The sequence below is a fragment of the Lysobacter sp. M2-1 genome, assembly GCF_022662495.1.
Classification (GTDB): Bacteria; Pseudomonadota; Gammaproteobacteria; order Xanthomonadales; family Xanthomonadaceae; genus JAKPBU01.
Window position 1 is genome coordinate 105,985 of sequence record NZ_JAKPBU010000009.1, and the last position, 15,994, is coordinate 121,978.

Genomic DNA, 15,994 nt, shown 5'->3' on the forward strand with positions numbered 1-15,994 from the left:
GAAGCCTGGTGCTTCTTGGTCCGCTGCTGATGTAGCCCGGAGCGGCGGTTCGCCGCCGCTCCTTCTAAAACTGATATCGGAGTTCCCATGAAATCCAAGATGACGAGTCCCCGTGCAGCCAGTGCTGCGGCCAAGGTTCTGGCTTCCAACAGCACCGGCAAAGCCTCCCGCGTGGCAGCGGGCAGCGCATTGACCCAGAGCCGCACTCGCGGCGAGTCCACGTCTGCCCGTGCTGCCAGCGCGGCGTCGAAGGTGTTGCACGACGGTCGCACTTCTGCCGCGTCGAAGTCCGCGGCAGGGAGCGCCTTGTCGCAGCGCAAGAAGTAAGCAGTAATTCAGTAGCGTCACAACGGGGGCAGCTTAGCTGCCCCTACTTTCATGCCGCGGCGAACGAACCCACGCAGGAATGCTCGCCGTCACCGGCGATCGTTGGTGAACGACACGTTGACTTCTGTCGCCCACGCCACGCGGTGCACCCCGTACCGCATGGTTTCCAGTGCGTGGAGCGCCCCGCTGCTGTCCACGCCCTCCGGGCGCTTTGGGTGCCGGGCCACGTAGGGCGTCATTGAACCGATCGTCGCTGCGGTTCGTGGCGAGCTCGTCAACGGCCACAATGGAGCCGCGCGGGTAGAACCGACCGCCCGGGCCATCGCCGCCCGAGCTCTCGGCCAGCACGTAGATCACAGAGTGAGCGGCACTCCCAAAGCAATGGGCTAGCAAGGTCCACCAGCCGCGAGGAATCTCTGGCCACAGGTTGGTCGTAAGCGGTCTTCGTCCGGAACGCCTGCGAAGTACATGCCCGCGAGATCGCTGCGAACCGTTCACCGAGGGGACTTCAAGCTCGCCTTCGGTGTCGCCTCGGAAACTCTGGGGATCTCCCCGACGATCGCAGGGGCGCCAAGCTCGATGATGTCTTCTTACGTTGCGGAGCGTTGGGGCATTGCGCTTCTTTCTTGGTTTTCGCAAGTGATGGCCAGACGTGCCCGTCAGCGACCTCAAGAGGCGCCGCGAATCCGACGAACGGTAGTCAGGCGTTTTGCCTTGTTTTTAGCGATCGACTCGCTGCGGTTGCGGAAGTCGATCCGCTCCCGGATGCACCTGCACCGCGGGATGGATTCCCATGGTTCTATGGCGCTGCGGGAGTTGTTTCCGCTCACTGGAGGCTTTCATGCGAATTGACGTAACGACCGAGCAACTTCTCCCCGGAGAAACTGCAGACCGCTTCGCGCGCTCCCATGCTGCCGGCTACTGCAACTACGCATTAGCCCTCTTCAGGCGCCGTTGGATCGTCTCGCTTCGTACGCGTCAAGCTCGGTCCTGAACTCATCCAGCAGCAACCGGGAGCGTTCCTTGCGCTCCCGATGCCGCTCTTCCAGCTGGCGGCGCACCTCCGCCTTCCGCGCTTCATCCGCGGCATGCATGGCTTCGGCTCGGCCCCGTGCGTCAGTCCCCGCCGCTTCCGGCTCATCCCTGCGCCAGCCCGCCGGCCTAGCCTTGAGCGGCCATCCGTAGAACTGCCCGATTCCGAATGGTGCGCCTGGATCTCGTTCCGGTGGACGCGTCTTCACCAGCCGCGCGCAGCGTTCCCTACGCTCTGCCGTTCTGTCCCACCATTCCCGGGATAGCGCGCACGTCCCTGAGGCGTCGTGCTCAATTCGGCTTAGCACCTTGGCGGAAAAGTCGCTCCATGCCGATTGGGGGAAAGTCCAACTGAACTCAAACCGGCCGACCTTGTCGGCATGAATGTAAGCGAGCCGCTCGTCCCAGTCCTGAAGTCGCTCATCTACTCTGCGCAACCGCTCGCGCAGCTTCCGAAGCCGGTGGGTTTCTCCTTTCTCTGCCTCGGGCTTCTGAACGCCCATGTGGCTCTCCTCTGTGTTGGTCTGTAAGCCGCTATGCGCGGGGTAGAAGGCGCGCCCGAGTGTGACCCGTTAGGTGGAGACGAAAGCAGGTGCGCGCGGCCCTTGGATTCCCCACATAGCTGCTCACAGCGACACCTAGGGGCTAACCCCGGGGTGGCGTGTTGGTCCAGTGACCGGAGCCGGTCTTGATCCATCCTGCTGACTGCAGCTGTTCCGGCGTCAGACAGCGCCGCGTCCCTTTCCATTCGCTGGGACGGGCATGGCGCCCCGTGCGGTGCTTGTCGAACGAAGTGGTGCCGGTGAAGAACTCGCCGCACTGCGCGCACTGGCAAAGCGATGCGCCTATTCGAGGCGTGCTCATGGCCTGGCACCTGCCGGCTCAGGGCTACGCGCGCTGAAGGGATGCGTTTTCAGCATGTCGTCAAGCGCGGCGCCCAGCGGTACTGAACGCCCGGTTTCGTGAGACATGCACGCGCGGTACGCGCACAAGGCACGAAAGCCGGTGGAGGTGAAGCTCATTTCTCGCCACAGCAGCGGGTCTTCGGCGCGCACGTTGCGGAGCGGGCCGCGGAAAGAGACGGTGGTCATTGGGTTTCCTTTGCGTAGAAATGCGAACGGCCCCCGAAGGGGCCGCCGCGGTGGTCGTTCGTGGTCTTGAGGCCTATCGCTGGTTGCTTGCGCGGCGGGCGATCAATTTGGCCCGACGTTCGATCTCGGCCTCTTCGGCAAGCTCGACAGCTCGCGCCGCAGCCGCGGCATTGATTCGAACATCAGCGGCGGCGGCCTCCGCTTGCCGGCGCTTCTGGTACGCCTCGACGGTTCGGCGCTCTTCCCATGCCAGCTTCAGAGCATTCCTTCGAGTTCCCAATCGCATTTCAAGCAACTCTCGATCCCGGCCAGTGACGCGGTAGAGGGGCTTGCCGTCCCTGTCGTACCCAAGGATGTCGTTAAACGCTTCCTCGAAGCGCGCGATGTCTCGCTCCAAACCTTCAGTAAGAGAAGGCGGATATGTGTTGATCAGGAATTCTTCGCGGCGAGAAGCCCGCATGGTGGGGTCGCCCCCAATGTCGTCGCCGACTCGGACGCCAGTAACCGCCGACTTACCGTTGGGGAGTTCTACATCGGCCACATGCAGCGTGACGTTTCCGACGCGCTGTCCGGTTCCGGCGGATACGGACGTGCCGATACCCAGACCGGAGGGAGGCGGAACTACATTGCTCATTGCTTGTGTTTCCTTGGTTGGTTTTGCGTCTGTCAGTAAATGTGCAGGCGCTGACGCGGCGCGCGCACAGTGAAGCCGCCCAACGGTTTTGCCGTAGGCGAGCAGTGCTCTTAAGGCGTACTTCCGCCGCTCCGAGGAGCCTCGGGCGTTTACGGGGCTATAGCGGATGGTCCGCGAGGGCCGCCGCAAGGCCCTCCATGGGAGTCTGCTGCGCGATTCGATCACGCTCGACCATGCGCCAGAATTGCAGGCAGAACACGCCCAGCTTTTCGTTCAAGGTCCGCCCGACTGTCTCGCAAAGCATCCCCGGCAAATGTCGATGCACTCGCGTCCCGTCTTCTCTCGTGAATCCGCCTAGTCCCTTCGTGCGCAGGAACCTGTTCCCCACGTTGGCGAAGAACACGGCATCATCTAGCCCCAGCTTTCGGTTGGCATAGTGACTCGCGCCATAGACGGACAGGATCGCCGTCATTAGCTCCTGGCCTGTCGCCCCTTCTTGGAAAAGTCGGCGGTAGTGGGAGCGATACGGATCCGGAACTCGCTCATGCTCCCGGATGATGTACTCCACGATTTCGCACGCCTTGGCCCACGCAGGGTGATTTTCGACTCCGCAGCGCTTCAATGCGTACTCCGCAATGTCTTTGTATTGCTGGAGTTCCTTCTTCCGAAGCATCCGCCCGAGTGGACTTCGGGTTCGGTAAAGCTGTTGAGCGTGTCTCCAGCAGAACCGGGACATTGCTCGGGTTTGCCTTAAGCATCCCTCTACGGCGCAGTGGTGGCCCTTGTAGGGCTCCTTCCGGGGAGCCTTGGGGTTCAACCGCGCAAATTCTTTCTCGGCTCTGGCTGTCGGCATGTTCGTTTCCTTCATGGCGTGACTACGTCGGGCACGCGCAAGCGGCACCCGGAGCAAGTGCTCAGGGCGTAGCGGCCGGGAATGACGAGGAGATCCTGAGGTGATCCTCAGGTGTTAGTTCCTACTGGATACACCAGAGAAACAAACTGAGTAGGTAAAGCCTGAAGGGCCACCTAGGGAAAGCTGGAGTGGATCTTCAGGAGTAAGCCTCAGGTGTAAACCTAAGTGCTCTTACAGTTATAACCTTTAGGTTATTCCTTATCGCGCGTGGCCGCGCCGGTGCGCGCACGTACGCGTATCACTTCTAAATTCCTGGTCAATAGGTTGTTTGTGTCTTCGTTTTCTTCCGCTCAGCAGGTGTGTCTCGCATCAATGTGGATGCTTGAGGATGCGCAGTGGCAATGCCTCTGTGACCAGCTATGCGAGGGGTAGAAGACGCGTCTAGGGGTGACCCGGTAGGCGTGCCGCGGTGGGGCCTTAGGTGCGCCTCCTAGGTGCCGCATGAGTGCTCAGAGAATCAGCAGCACGAGAATCCCGACGCCATAGGCGAACAGGACCTCCGCCGCTGTGATGCGGGGAAGCTTGAAGGGGGACATGGGTGGGCCTTGGGTGCTGGGCCAAAAAAGACAGGCCGGGGCAGGTAAGCGGGCCGAAAAAGGGCAGGCCGGGGCGGGCATCGTGTCGCTAAAAGTTCGGCGAACTTGACTCTGGTTCTTCCGAAGGTGGGCACTAATTGAAACGTCGCCGAACGTGCGGCCATCGTGTTTCGGCGCCCCGCGTCCCCGATGGCGCTGACCAATGCTCCGAGGGTGGACCTCTAATCAGCGCATTGGTTCTCCGCGGGGCGGCAGTGATTAACAATCACGCGATAGGCGTCCCATTGTTCCAGTGCTAGAACGTCGGGAAGGTAACCCCACACGAGGGCGCCCAAACCGCGAGGCGGCTTCGGTTCTCCAAGGGTCAGGGCTATTTCCCTGCCCGCTTTACGGTCGCCAGTGAGCACCCCGCAGCCTTCGCCGTCTCCGCAATGGACATACCGGCCTGCCTCATGGACCTGATCCGGGTATGCAGCTGTGGGTCCGCCGGGCGCCCCCTGTACTTCCCTGCGGCCTTCGCAAGGGCGATCCCTTCGGCCTGTCTGCGGTGGCGCTCTTCGTAGTCATCGCGGGCTCCCTGCAGGGCCACCCTCAGGAGCATTTCCTGCACGCTCTTCAGGACCACCGCGGCGACCCCCGAGGCTCCCTCGACCACCTCGCTCAGGTCGACCACTCCGGGGATGACTAGCCGCGCGCCCTTGTCCTTGATCGCCTGTACCAGCCGCTCCGCTTCCTCCAGAGGTAGGCGCGTGAGCCGGTCTATCCTCTCAGCGATTACGGCCTCCCCCGGCTGCAGGTCGCCGACCATGCGCAGCAATTCGGGGCGGTCTGCACGGGCGCCGCTGGCCTTCTCGCGGTACACGCCCGCGACGTACCAGCCCTGCACCTTCGCATTGGCGATGATGGATTCCTGCCGTGCCAGGTCTTGGTCGTCAGCAGATACACGCAGGTACACACGACAGACTTTCATCGCTCGCTCCTTGGTCCAATTGGGTATGCCCTAGTGAGCCGAGAGTTGCACGAGGCGGCTCAGTGTGTCAATAGCAACCCATACGCGCCTAGCGCAAAGTTGCGGCCTTACTGAGCCAGATCCGCAGGCGGTCCCTTAGGAGGGGACAGGCGGGCTTACCGCTGATGCGGCTCCCGGGCCTCCTCAAGCATGGTCGTTCGGGCCGCCTCCACGTACCCGATCAACGCGCGGTGTTCCTCAAGCCACCCGCGGCATTCTTCGACGCCCCCTTCAGCGGCCTCTCGGATCTCCTGCAGGCGTCGCGGCAAGGAGTGGTAGTGGCCAGTGCTGGGCGGTGCGAAGCGAGAGGAAGCCGCGCGGGAGTGACGGTGCAGCAGATCGAGCGCCGCAGCCAGGTCAGGCGCGGTGGTGTGTTCGGTGGTCATGGGTGGTCCTTGGGTGTGTGGGCCCCTCCCCTCGTTGTTGCCTTGGGTGGACGGAGGTGGAATCACAGGGGGGTACGGGGGAATTGGGGCGCCGATGATCTATCGACCCACTTCGAATTTTTTCGTAGAAACGGCCCCACTCCGACGCGCTACAGTCCACCTCGGGGGAAACCCTGGGGAGCGCTGCATGATGTGGGTCTGTACCGATTGGGCTTACGACGCAGAGTCGTTCGCCGCGTGGGGAACGTGGGCGGCTGTGATGGTCGCATTGGGTGCGGGGCTGTGGTCCGGAATTGCGCGGTGGCGTCGCCGGCAACTTGACGGCAGGCTGACCGCAGCGCTCCTGTTTCACGACGTGTCGAATGCAGACGCGGTGCTTGAATCTGTCGCCACACGCGTTCCTTACTCGCAGAGCACAGGCGGCATTTGGGCAACGCTCCTCGCCGCGGACAAGGACGGACGCGTACAACTCGCCTCCGACATGCAGCGGGCAAGCCTGCCCTCAATTGAGCGCTGGCAGGAGCGTCTGTCCCTGTTGCCGCGCGCCGACGCGCTGGCCGTGGTGGAACTACATAGTCACCTGTCTTTCCTGCACTTGGCAGGTAGAGCGCTGGCAACCGGCCGCGAGCCGCCGGACGATTTCTATCCCGAGTTACAGGCGAATGTGATTGCCTGCATAGCTGCTGCGCAAAGGGCGCGCGTTCTGCTTGGAAACACCGGCTTTCCTGACGGTCGGCCGAAAGAGCCGTTCCAGTGAAAGTGATCAGAAGTGGCGGGGCGATGGATGATGCGTGGGCTCTAAGGAAACCTGAGTTCCTCATCCGATAGAGCCTCAGGAGAAAGCAAGTCCTCCCACGCTACCGATGTGTCCCGGTACTCCACCCCCTCTAGTTGCACAGCCGGCCTGCGAGGTTTCCACCGAGCCCGCCACTGCTTGTTTGCCCAGAATCGCGCCGCCTGCTCAGGAGTTAAGCCATAGTTGGTTCGCGCCTGAATGAGCCTCTCCGCGAACCTCATTCCCTGCTCAATGCTCCTGCACGGACCCTTCACCTCGCGGAAAGGCCCGTCCGCCAGGATCTTCACTTCGTTGGCAGTGACGGTTGCCTCCGCTCCGTAACGGTGGTGAAGCGTTGCCCCGCCGGTGTCGTGAGCCCACCAGTAAGAATCGGGAAGGTAGATCGGGGCTCTGCGTCTCTGCATACCGAGATGGTAGCTCCGGGCGTCTCACCCTGCGGGACTGGCGGCGGTATGCTGGCCTCATGTGCTACTCCGCCATGGTCTACGCAGAAGTTCGCAGCCTCGAGCGCCGGCTAGGTGCCCGAGTGGATCTGAAGTGGTACGTGAAAACCTTCTGGATTGATCGGGGCAAGAACCCGCTCCGGAAGCGCCCCAAGGCGCCGCGGTCCATGGAGCGGGAGTTGCTTACCAATGGCCCCCCGGAGTTGGCGGAAGCTGTCCGGGAAGCGGACGAGCTGGAGATGGCCGCGCTAGAGCAAGAGTTGTTCAAGCAACGAAAACGAATTGCCGATGCGGAGCGCGCGCTGCTGACTAAGGAAACCAAGAAGGCCCGTGAAGAGGCACGCATTGGGCGCAACAAAGTTGAGGCAGCATTAGAGCGCTTGGAGGAGCTCAAGAGTTCTGGAAGCGGCTCCGGCCTTGGACGCATCTACCCCGGCTCCTACTGCCCCGTGGTGGTCATGGAGAACGGTGAGCGCGTCATCCGTCCCATGCGCTATCGCTGCCGCCTGCCGGGATGGACTGAGGTTGTGGAGAGGAAGTATCCAGGTACCTACAACGCCCGAAGGGACAAGCTGGAAGAGTCTTGGGGAAAGGTGTTCGGCTACAACCATGGAGTTGTGCTGGCCACGGCCTTTTATGAGCACGTCGACCGCGAGGGGAAGGACACAATTCTTGAGTTCAAGCCGCAGGCAAGCGAGGGCTTAATTGCCGCCTGCCTCTGGACCCATACCGTGGACGCGGACGGTGGCGACTTGCTCTCGTTCGCGCTGGTCACGGATGACCCACCGCCCGAGGTCGCGGCGGCTGGGCATGATCGCTGCATCATTCCGCTGAAGCCGGAAAACGTGAACGCGTGGCTACAGCCCGATCCCAAGAACCTCGCCGCTCTGTATGCGATTTTAGATGACCGGGAACGCCCCTACTACGAGCACCGGGAGGCGGCTTAGTTATCTTCGGAGCCCCCGACAGTCTCCAAAATCGGGTATTCGATGTTACGCACCGTAGAGTCCATTCCTTCCGGTGGCGGCCGGTTACTGTAATTCCTGACTCCGTTAGCGTCGGTGTAGGCATACACTCTGCTTGAACCCTTGCGAACAAACTTGTACGCCCTGCATGCAGAGGCGCCTCTGTCGGGTTTCAGCAAAAAGACGCTCTTTTTCCCCTCCAACATACATTCGTAGACGATGCTCCCCGGCTTCGCGTCCCGGAGGGCGGAGTAATCAGGAGCACTCTCCTTATCTCTTGCCTCCGCAACATCGGCGGCATACGACGCTGCGTCGGCCGAGGCCTGGGACACGTCAACGTCCTCGGCCACCTCCACATCTGGAAACATGGACCGGCACGCTTTAGTCACGACGCCCACGGCCGCGTTCGTGAGGTTCGGCTTTACGTTTTTGAGGACGCATTCCTCAAAGGATTTTGGCTCCGGCGTGCATGCGGTCGCCGCCACGAGGAGAACCAAGATTGTGAATTGCGCGCGCATCGCGTTGGCCTCCCAAGCCTTCCCAAGCCTTCAGTATGCCGCCAGGCGAGTAAGAATCGCACCAAACAAAAAGCCCCGGATCTCTCCGGGGCCTGTCGCTCATGGTCTTTATGGCGGGGTCTCCCTTCCGCCGGCCCCCTTCAGGGCACCACCTGACCTGCGGGAGAGACTGCAAGCCGGTTAGGTGTTGATCCCATCTGATTACGCATCCTGCGGGTGCAATGCCCCGGGCGACGTGGATAGGTTGCCCCTCTTCGCCGGCCGCGGCCATCGGTCTCAGCCTGACTATTGGGTAGGAAAAATCTGATTTGGGCGTCTCAACGCCGGGACGCGTCGGAGTATTCTGCCGCCATGGCCAAGCACATCATGGCAATACGTCATATTTGGGAGTTACTGAAATGAATTCGCAGCCTGAGAAGGATGACGCGACCGCGCGCGCGTATGCGGAAGTCACAGCGCTATTGCGAGAAGGACCTCAGGAAATAGGGCGTGGAGTCCTCCGCCCTCAAGACCACGAATGGATCGCGCGCGCTCGACTAGCGCTCAGGCCCACAAGCGGGCCCACAAATGTCGGAGCCATAACTCGGGAGTTCGACGGAATAGCCATTCCTCTCACGCGCAGGGAGAACTTCACTCGTGTGCTTATGCGCTTGTACGCACTCAAGGCTAGTCTCGAAGAACAGCTGCCAGGCGACGCAAGGGGCGCCTTCATTGGTGTGAATCAGGAGCTGAACGCACTTCAAGCAGTGAGCCGCATTCTTTCAGAGGCCGAAGGCTCAGCCCTAGTAGTAGACCCCTATTTAAATCACGAAGCGCTGTTCGAGCTGCTCAACGTGGTGTCCGAGGGAATCGAGCTCCGGCTGCTCGCCGACAGCCACTACACAGCGCTCAACGATCAAGCGCGCGCGGGCGTTGTTCGATGGCGCGCGCAGTACGGAGCCGGTCGTCCTGTGAGCCTTCGCCTAACGCAGCCTAGAGCACTACATGACCGAGCGTTTATTCTGGGAGGGGGTAAGGTCTACCTTGTCTCGCAGTCCCTAAAGGATATTGCCCGGAGGTCACCCGCAACGATCTCTCGCGCAGAGCCAGATGTGGCGGCGTTAAAACGTACCCACTACGAGCAACTGTGGGACGACTCTGGCCCCACCATCTGAGCACACTGCCCCCTACCACGCCGCAATGGAGAAGAGGCTTCGAAGATTCGCCTTCGGTGCCAGCCTGAGATTCGATTAGGAAAAGTCCTAAGCTGCGCGCGGACGCTTCCGACGGCGCGCCTTGGTGTCGAGTTCTACTGCCGCCCCGGTCTTCTTTACGTACTCGTCCAGCGCCCCGTAAGTGATCCGCGCCAGCGTAGCGCGGTTGTCCTTATCTACGGCGCTGTCCTTCGGCACTTCCTCCCCGATGTAATCCTCAGTCGATCCCGTTTCTTCGTGTCCCACGATGCGCTGCAGAGTCGGCAAGGGAACGTTGTCAGCCTTCAGCCGGGAAACAACTGTGTTGCGCAGCGTGTGCAGCGTGACGCGCGTGTCAGTGATGCCTAACGCCCGCAGGGTGTGCCCGAAGCGCTTACCGATGGCATGCCCGCGCTTCTTGTCCTTGCCTCCGGGCGTCAGTCCAGAAATCACGTATCCATCTGAAGACGTTTCCACAAGCCGCGCCATCAGGGGGGCTACCGCAGGATGCACCGGCACCCTTCGGATACTCGCCTGCCGTTTGCCAGTGCGAATCAAGAAGGAGGTTTCTTCCACGTCCTCCACGCGCAGGGCGGCAACTTCCTCACGGCGGGCGCCTGAGTACGCCAGCAGTGCCACCAAAGACCACTGAGGATCATCCGAGGGGACACTGCGTAGAAACCGCGACAGTTCATCGTCGGTCCAGCCGCGGCGCTTTCGCTGTGCGCCCCTCTTCGTGACCTTGGGCGGCTCTACTTCTTCGAATGGATTAGGCGGCCACTGTGTGCGGGGGCCCTTCCTCCGCAGCCACTCGAACATACCCCGGACGTTAGCCAGACGCAGCGCGACGGACGTAGGGGACAACGTACCCACGCCCTTCCCTTTCTTCTGCACCGCTAGTTTGTCGCGATACGCTTCGGCCTCTTCGTGCGTCACGTCGCGCCAGCTACGATCCTTCCCAGCCCATGCGATGAATTCTTCGCAATGCGTCCGCTTCGCGTCTAGGGTGGAAGCATTGACGGCTCTGTCTCCTGCAAGCGCATAGGAATCGAGGTGGCGATCAAGTGCCGGCCCCAGCGTTTCGTCTGGTTTACCAGCCGCTGTCCTGACAGCCCTGCGGATCGCCTGCAGTTCTCCCTCAGGCATTCGCGGGTGTCCCTCGCGGTCGCGCCCGTGCTGCTTCGCCATTGCGTCTAGGTGGTCTTCTAACGAAGCATCGAACGCCGCCGCAGTGTCCTGCGCTGTTGCGTGTCCTTTTTCTTGGTGCCACATAAGGGCCTCCGCTGTGTTCTGTAGCGGATGCCCATTGGCGTTATGCGCTTTCACCTCTTCGGCCCATTCGCGTTGAATGGAAACGATGGCAGCGTGCTTGCGCTTTTCTGCCTCTCGTTTATCGCGCGTTCTTAGTGTCCTCTCGGTTCGATCCTTGCCCAGGATCTGCTGTAATTCTTTTGGCACCGGGAGGAGAACGTACCACCCCAGTTTTCGTTGTTTGAGGTACTTGGACATGGCACCAAATGGGGAACCTAATTGGGGAACCATGCAACGCTAACCCAGTGAAATGCAAGCGAATCATCGGCTTGCATCTTTTTGGGTTAGAGTCCCACCTCCGGCACCAGACCTGGGAGCCCGCGCAGTGCGCGGGCTTCTGCTTTCCGGCATCGCGCACAAGCCGCACGCCAATCGCACACCGGCTGGCGCTTTACCGCAGCGCGGCGCCCTCACGCGTCGAGCCGGATGCGTTCCCATTCGATGCACCAACCCGGCTTGACGACCAACCGGGCCAGGGCGAGCATGAGCCTTGACCCGCTTCTGGGCCAATCAAATCGCCATGTGCCGCGCGCACGACCGAGGTGATTTCATGTACTACATCGTCGAAACCGACAAGCCATTCGACCAGGCATCGACAGACCTCGAGCTGGCGGTCAAACGTCATGGCTTCGGGGTCCTGCACGTCCATGACCTGGCCGGCACGCTACGCAGCAAAGGCGTTGCATTCGATGAGCAATGCAGGATTTTCGAAGTGTGCAATCCCGCCCAAGCCGCCAAGGTCCTGTCCGTCGATATGCGCCTGAACATGGCGCTCCCGTGCCGCATCTCGGTCTTTACCGAGAAAGGCCGCACGAAGATCGGGCTGATCAAACCTGTCGAGATGCTCTCGGCCCTTTCCCGGGATGAAGCGCTGGTTCAAGTTGCCAAAGAGGTCGAGGAAAAGACCATGCAGATGGTCGATGAGGCGAAATAAGTCGTCGCATTGTCCTCGGCGCGACTGCTGCACAGCACTTGCTGTGACGGCACCTGGCAATTCATTCGAGCCGCCTAGCGGCATGGCTCAGCTCAGACGTTAGGCACCGGATACTTTCATGCGCGAAATCGGATTGACCATTCTGCTGCTTACACTCAGCAACGTGTTCATGACGTTTGCCTGGTATGCGCATCTCAGGGAACTCAGCGCCAAGCCGTGGCTGGTCGCCGCGCTCATCAGCTGGGGTATCGCGTTCTTCGAGTACATGCTGCAGGTTCCCGCGAATCGTATCGGCTACGCCGCGCTCTCGCTCGGACAGCTCAAGATCCTGCAAGAGGTCATCACGTTGACCGTATTCGTGCCCTTCGCCGTGTTCTACATGAAAGAACCGCTCAAGCTGGACTATCTATGGGCCGGTTTGTGCATCCTTGGTGCGGTCTATTTCGTCTTCCGCGGCGAGTTCGCCGGCGCCTGACGATTCATCCAGGCCGAAACCCCGTCGTTGCGTTGCAACCTTTTCCCGCGCCACGGCCGCAGATCGGTCCGGCTGGATTCCGGCATCAGGTATCGAAGGAGTCATCGTGGCAACTCAAAGCGATCTAAGGCAATGCGCTTCTGGGGACGAAGCCGCCTTGGCGCTTGTTGGCCAAGCCACCTTCCTCGAGACCTTCGCGGGCATCCTCGGCGGCGAGGACATCGTCGCCCACTGCGCCAATGCGCATACCGCCCATCTCTACCGGACATGGCTTTCCGATCCGGATTACGCCCTTTGGTTGGTCGAAAGCCATCCCGGCAACGCCCCTGTCGGATACATGGTGGTGGCACCGCCGCAGCTTCCACTGCCCGATGCCGCGGGCGATCTGGAGCTGAAGCGGATCTACCTGCTCGGCAAATTCCAGGGGGCGGCATCGGCAAGCGGCTCCTATCCACTGCCATCGCCCATGCCACTGCGGCCGGCGCCAGGCGCCTTCTGCCTGGCGTTTACGCGCACAACAAGAACGCAATCGGATTCTACGAGCGCATCGGATTCAGCAAGATCGGCAATCGCAGGTTCAACGTCGGCGGCAAGGACTACGACGACCACATCATGGGCCTGCCCCTGGGCACCTGACGATTCAAGCGTGTGGCCTCGGAGGCAGCATGAATTGGGAAACGATTGGTCCTGTCGCGCTCATGGGGCTGAATATCTTCGCGACCATCCGGATATTTCGCAGCGACCTCCTGGCCAAGCAACGCGTCCTTCAGCTCCTCCTGTTATGGCTCATCCCTGTTGTTGGCGCGATCGTCTGTCTCGTGATCAACGCCTCGGACTCCTCATCGCGTGACAGAACCAGGGATCCAAATTTTGATCCGGCAGATGCACAATGGGATGTGGTTCCGCGCCATCCCGGTGCTGAGGCGAAGACTGATGATGACTATTGCACTTCGTGAGAGGTAGCAACCCGTGGAACAACGACCATTCGAAATCGTGGCGTATCAGGACAGGCACGCCGATGACTTCGCGCGGCTCAACCGGGAGTGGCTGGACAGCTTCGGTCTCTACGAAGAGCCGGACGGAAAGCACCTGTACTCGCCCCGCGAGTACATTCTCGACCCCGGCGGTGAGATCTTCATTGCCGAAGAGGACGGATGCGTAGTGGGCACCTGCGCGCTCGTACCGGTCTCGGACCACGTGTTCGAAGTGGCAAAACTGGCGGTGGCGCACGAAGCCCGCGGGCAAGGACTTGGGCGAAGGTTGGCGGAACTGGCCTTGAATCGCGCCAGGGAGCGGGGAGCCACGCGTGTCGTCCTGCTTTCAAGCAGCAAGCTCGGCCCTGCGCTGAAGCTGTATGAGTCCCTCGGATTCGAGCACAGACCGCTTCCCGGCCATCAGCCCTACGAGACCGCCGATGTTTACATGGAGCTCGAGATGAGCAGCGTTCCGTCTGACACGCCAATGGCATCGCAAAACACTTAACGGATATTGGGGCGCGGCAATCAACGGCTCTCGAACCAGCCGCACCCGCTTCGCCGCTTGGTTCGATTCGCGCGCTTGACGACCTAGGGCCAAACCCGCTCCCCGCGCGCAAGAAGGTTTCGCTGCGACGAGAAACAAACGAAAAACAAAAAAGGAGGCGCCAGGCGCCTCCCACAATCAATTTATACAACGCATGGGGGCTTGCGGCAAGACCCTGCGCGTCATGCAGGATCGCCGGCCTGTCGCGTGGCAGGGAACGGAGTTAGGCGATGACCGATACGCAAACCTACTATCACGGCACCAAGGCGCACCTGGAAGTGGGTGCCCTGATCGAACCGGGCTATGCCTCCAACTACGGCAAGCGGAACCAGGCCAAGTTCGTCTACCTGTCCGCCACGCTGGATGCGGCGATCTGGGGCGCCGAGCTGGCCCTGGGCGAAGGGCGTGGCAGGATCTACATCGTGGAGCCGACCGGCCCCATTGAGGACGATCCGAACCTGACGGACAAGAAATTTCCCGGGAACCCGACGAAGTCGTACCGGTCCCGCAGCGCCTTCCGCGTCATCGGCGAAGTGACGGAATGGGAAGGCCACTCCCCCGAACGGCTCAAGCAGATGCATGATCACCTTGAGAACCTCAAACAGCAGGGGATCGAGGCGATCGAAGAATGAGCACGCCTCGACCATCCAGCACTTCGTTCGGGCTGACGTCGCTTCGCGGCGCGACCCCTTGAGCCGCTAACTGCAGCAATACGTAAGCACGATGCACAGCGACGAACTCAAAGCCCTTTTCGATCAGCAGGCTGCCGGCTATGACACGCAGTGGGCGAAGATGGCGCCGATGCGCGACGCGCTGCATTACCTGCTGGAGTCGGTGTTCGCCGAGCTACCCGAGGATGCACGCATCCTCTGCGTCGGGGTCGGCACGGGCGCGGAGATGGCGCATCTCGCCGGGAAATTTCCACGCTGGCGGTTCACCGCGGTGGAGCCTTCCGGCGCGATGCTGGATGTTTGCCGCCGGCGCGCCGAGGCGGAAGGATTCACCTCGCGCTGCAATTTCCACGAGGGCTATCTCGACTCGCTGCCCGCCGGACAGCTGCACGATGCAGCGACGTGTTTCCTAGTGTCGCAGTTCATCCTGGAGCCGGAAGCCCGCTCCGCCTTCTTCCGCGAGATCGCGGACAGGCTGAAGCCCGGCGGGATCCTGGCGAGTTCCGACCTGGCGTCGGACACCGGCTCGCCCGAGTACGCAGCATTGCTGCGGACGTGGCTGCAGCTGATGGCCTCGGGCGGCGTCACGCCCGAGGGACTGGAGCGGATGCGCCACGCCTATGCCAGGGACGTGGCGGTGCTGCCGCCGGAGCATGTGGCGTCTATCATCCGCTCCGGCGGCTTCGACACGCCGGTGCGGTTCTTTCAGGCCGGGTTGATCCATGCGTGGTATTCCAGGCGCGCATCGCCTGAAGCCGTCTGATCGATGCGGGGTGGACCGCTGCGCGACCCGGCCAGGTCAGGCTCCGGGCGCAGACTGCTCACGCGCAGCGATGCCGGGTCTGCCGTTCAACTCGAACGGTCTGTGTACTCGAACAGCTCCACGACGTTGCCCGACGGATCCTGGAGCAGGATTTGCCGCCCCGCCCCTTCGGCCACGTCGCCGCGGAACGTTGCGCCGGCGCTGCGCAATTGCGCGATCATGCCGTCGAGATCGTCTGTCACGATCATGAATCTGCTCCAGCCGCCCGGCTGAGGATCGCCTCCCGCCTTGCCGGCGCTACCGGCACCCGGCGCATTGAGAAACAGATGCAGGTCCTCGCGCGTCAGTGCTGCGAATTTTCCCGGGTTGTGCTTCTCGACGGCAAAGCCCAGGCGGTCACGATAGAAATCGACCGCTTCGTCGACGTCGTTCACGATGTATCGAACCGATGCCATGCGGGTGTCTCCTCTGCATTTCTGGCACGGAAGCGTCCAGAC

Annotated in this window: 19 protein-coding genes; 10 read left to right on the top strand and 9 right to left on the bottom strand. The window is 61.6% G+C overall.

The window, feature by feature from the left end:
- The first annotated feature begins 87 nt into the window (after window positions 1–87).
- Window positions 88–327: a hypothetical protein gene (locus MC375_RS14695; RefSeq protein ID WP_242104148.1), complete on the top strand. Its 240-nt coding sequence runs from the start codon at window positions 88–90 to the stop codon at window positions 325–327.
- A 944-nt stretch (window positions 328–1,271) separates the two neighbouring features.
- Here MC375_RS14695 and MC375_RS14700 read toward each other — a convergent pair.
- The 6 genes from MC375_RS14700 to MC375_RS14725 all read right to left on the bottom strand — a co-directional run bounded on the left by MC375_RS14700 (window position 1,272) and on the right by MC375_RS14725 (window position 5,928).
- Complete coding sequence (locus MC375_RS14700) at window positions 1,272–1,862, bottom strand: hypothetical protein (RefSeq protein ID WP_242104149.1); 591 nt, start codon at window positions 1,860–1,862, stop codon at window positions 1,272–1,274.
- Between the two features lie 357 nt (window positions 1,863–2,219).
- Entirely contained in the window at window positions 2,220–2,450 is a 231-nt protein-coding gene (locus MC375_RS14705) for a hypothetical protein (protein WP_242104150.1), read from the bottom strand.
- A gap of 73 nt (window positions 2,451–2,523) precedes the next feature.
- Window positions 2,524–3,084 (bottom strand): hypothetical protein, encoded by a 561-nt coding sequence (locus tag MC375_RS14710; protein WP_242104151.1) that lies wholly within the window; start codon window positions 3,082–3,084, stop codon window positions 2,524–2,526.
- 157 nt (window positions 3,085–3,241) lie between these two features.
- Window positions 3,242–3,652 carry a hypothetical protein gene (locus tag MC375_RS14715; protein WP_242104152.1) on the bottom strand — a complete coding sequence of 137 codons (411 nt, stop codon included), beginning with the start codon at window positions 3,650–3,652 and terminating at the stop codon, window positions 3,242–3,244.
- A 1,251-nt stretch (window positions 3,653–4,903) separates the two neighbouring features.
- A complete protein-coding gene (locus MC375_RS14720; protein WP_242104153.1) occupies window positions 4,904–5,503 on the bottom strand; it encodes a recombinase family protein in 600 nt (199 codons plus the stop codon).
- Window positions 5,504–5,658: 155 nt separating this feature from the next.
- The gene (locus MC375_RS14725; protein ID WP_242104154.1) at window positions 5,659–5,928 is read right to left on the bottom strand and encodes a hypothetical protein; all 270 of its coding nucleotides are present in this window, start codon (window positions 5,926–5,928) and stop codon (window positions 5,659–5,661) included.
- Between the two features lie 187 nt (window positions 5,929–6,115).
- Between MC375_RS14725 and MC375_RS14730 the strand changes: the two genes are divergently transcribed.
- Together MC375_RS14730 and MC375_RS14735 are read left to right on the top strand one after the other, a co-directional pair.
- Complete coding sequence (locus MC375_RS14730) at window positions 6,116–6,685, top strand: hypothetical protein (RefSeq protein ID WP_242104155.1); 570 nt, start codon at window positions 6,116–6,118, stop codon at window positions 6,683–6,685.
- 583 nt (window positions 6,686–7,268) lie between these two features.
- The gene (locus MC375_RS14735) at window positions 7,269–8,114 is read left to right on the top strand and encodes an SOS response-associated peptidase family protein (protein WP_345779291.1); all 846 of its coding nucleotides are present in this window, start codon (window positions 7,269–7,271) and stop codon (window positions 8,112–8,114) included.
- Here MC375_RS14735 and MC375_RS14740 read toward each other — a convergent pair.
- Window positions 8,111–8,650, bottom strand: coding sequence for a DUF4124 domain-containing protein (locus MC375_RS14740; RefSeq protein WP_242104157.1), 540 nt, complete (start codon window positions 8,648–8,650; stop codon window positions 8,111–8,113). The two genes, MC375_RS14735 and MC375_RS14740, sit on opposite strands and share 4 nt — an antisense overlap.
- 650 nt (window positions 8,651–9,300) lie before the next feature.
- Between MC375_RS14740 and MC375_RS14745 the strand changes: the two genes are divergently transcribed.
- Complete coding sequence (locus tag MC375_RS14745; protein ID WP_242104158.1) at window positions 9,301–9,804, top strand: hypothetical protein; 504 nt, start codon at window positions 9,301–9,303, stop codon at window positions 9,802–9,804.
- An 87-nt stretch (window positions 9,805–9,891) separates the two neighbouring features.
- Here the strand turns inward: MC375_RS14745 and MC375_RS14750 are convergent, their stop codons facing one another.
- Entirely contained in the window at window positions 9,892–11,331 is a 1,440-nt protein-coding gene (locus MC375_RS14750) for a tyrosine-type recombinase/integrase (protein WP_242104159.1), read from the bottom strand.
- Between the two features lie 292 nt (window positions 11,332–11,623).
- Here MC375_RS14750 and MC375_RS14755 point away from each other — a divergent pair, with 292 nt between their 5' ends.
- From MC375_RS14755 to MC375_RS14780, 6 genes are all read left to right on the top strand, one after another.
- A complete protein-coding gene (locus MC375_RS14755) occupies window positions 11,624–12,067 on the top strand; it encodes a DUF302 domain-containing protein (protein WP_242104160.1) in 444 nt (147 codons plus the stop codon).
- A 118-nt stretch (window positions 12,068–12,185) separates the two neighbouring features.
- Entirely contained in the window at window positions 12,186–12,542 is a 357-nt protein-coding gene (locus MC375_RS14760; RefSeq protein WP_242104161.1) for a DMT family protein, read from the top strand.
- Window positions 12,543–13,207: 665 nt separating this feature from the next.
- Window positions 13,208–13,498 carry a hypothetical protein gene (locus tag MC375_RS14765; RefSeq protein WP_242104162.1) on the top strand — a complete coding sequence of 97 codons (291 nt, stop codon included), beginning with the start codon at window positions 13,208–13,210 and terminating at the stop codon, window positions 13,496–13,498.
- A gap of 13 nt (window positions 13,499–13,511) precedes the next feature.
- Window positions 13,512–14,024, top strand: a complete 513-nt coding sequence (locus MC375_RS14770; RefSeq protein ID WP_242104163.1) for a GNAT family N-acetyltransferase — start codon at window positions 13,512–13,514, stop codon at window positions 14,022–14,024.
- A 269-nt stretch (window positions 14,025–14,293) separates the two neighbouring features.
- On the top strand, window positions 14,294–14,695 hold the full coding sequence (gene arr / locus MC375_RS14775) for an NAD(+)--rifampin ADP-ribosyltransferase (protein ID WP_242104164.1): 402 nt from the start codon (window positions 14,294–14,296) through the stop codon (window positions 14,693–14,695).
- Between the two features lie 91 nt (window positions 14,696–14,786).
- Window positions 14,787–15,497 (top strand): class I SAM-dependent methyltransferase, encoded by a 711-nt coding sequence (locus MC375_RS14780; RefSeq protein ID WP_242104165.1) that lies wholly within the window; start codon window positions 14,787–14,789, stop codon window positions 15,495–15,497.
- A gap of 86 nt (window positions 15,498–15,583) precedes the next feature.
- On the opposite strand, the gene MC375_RS14785 is transcribed toward MC375_RS14780, so the two are convergent.
- Window positions 15,584–15,952 (bottom strand): VOC family protein, encoded by a 369-nt coding sequence (locus MC375_RS14785; RefSeq protein WP_242162945.1) that lies wholly within the window; start codon window positions 15,950–15,952, stop codon window positions 15,584–15,586.
- Window positions 15,953–15,994: the final 42 nt, after the last annotated feature.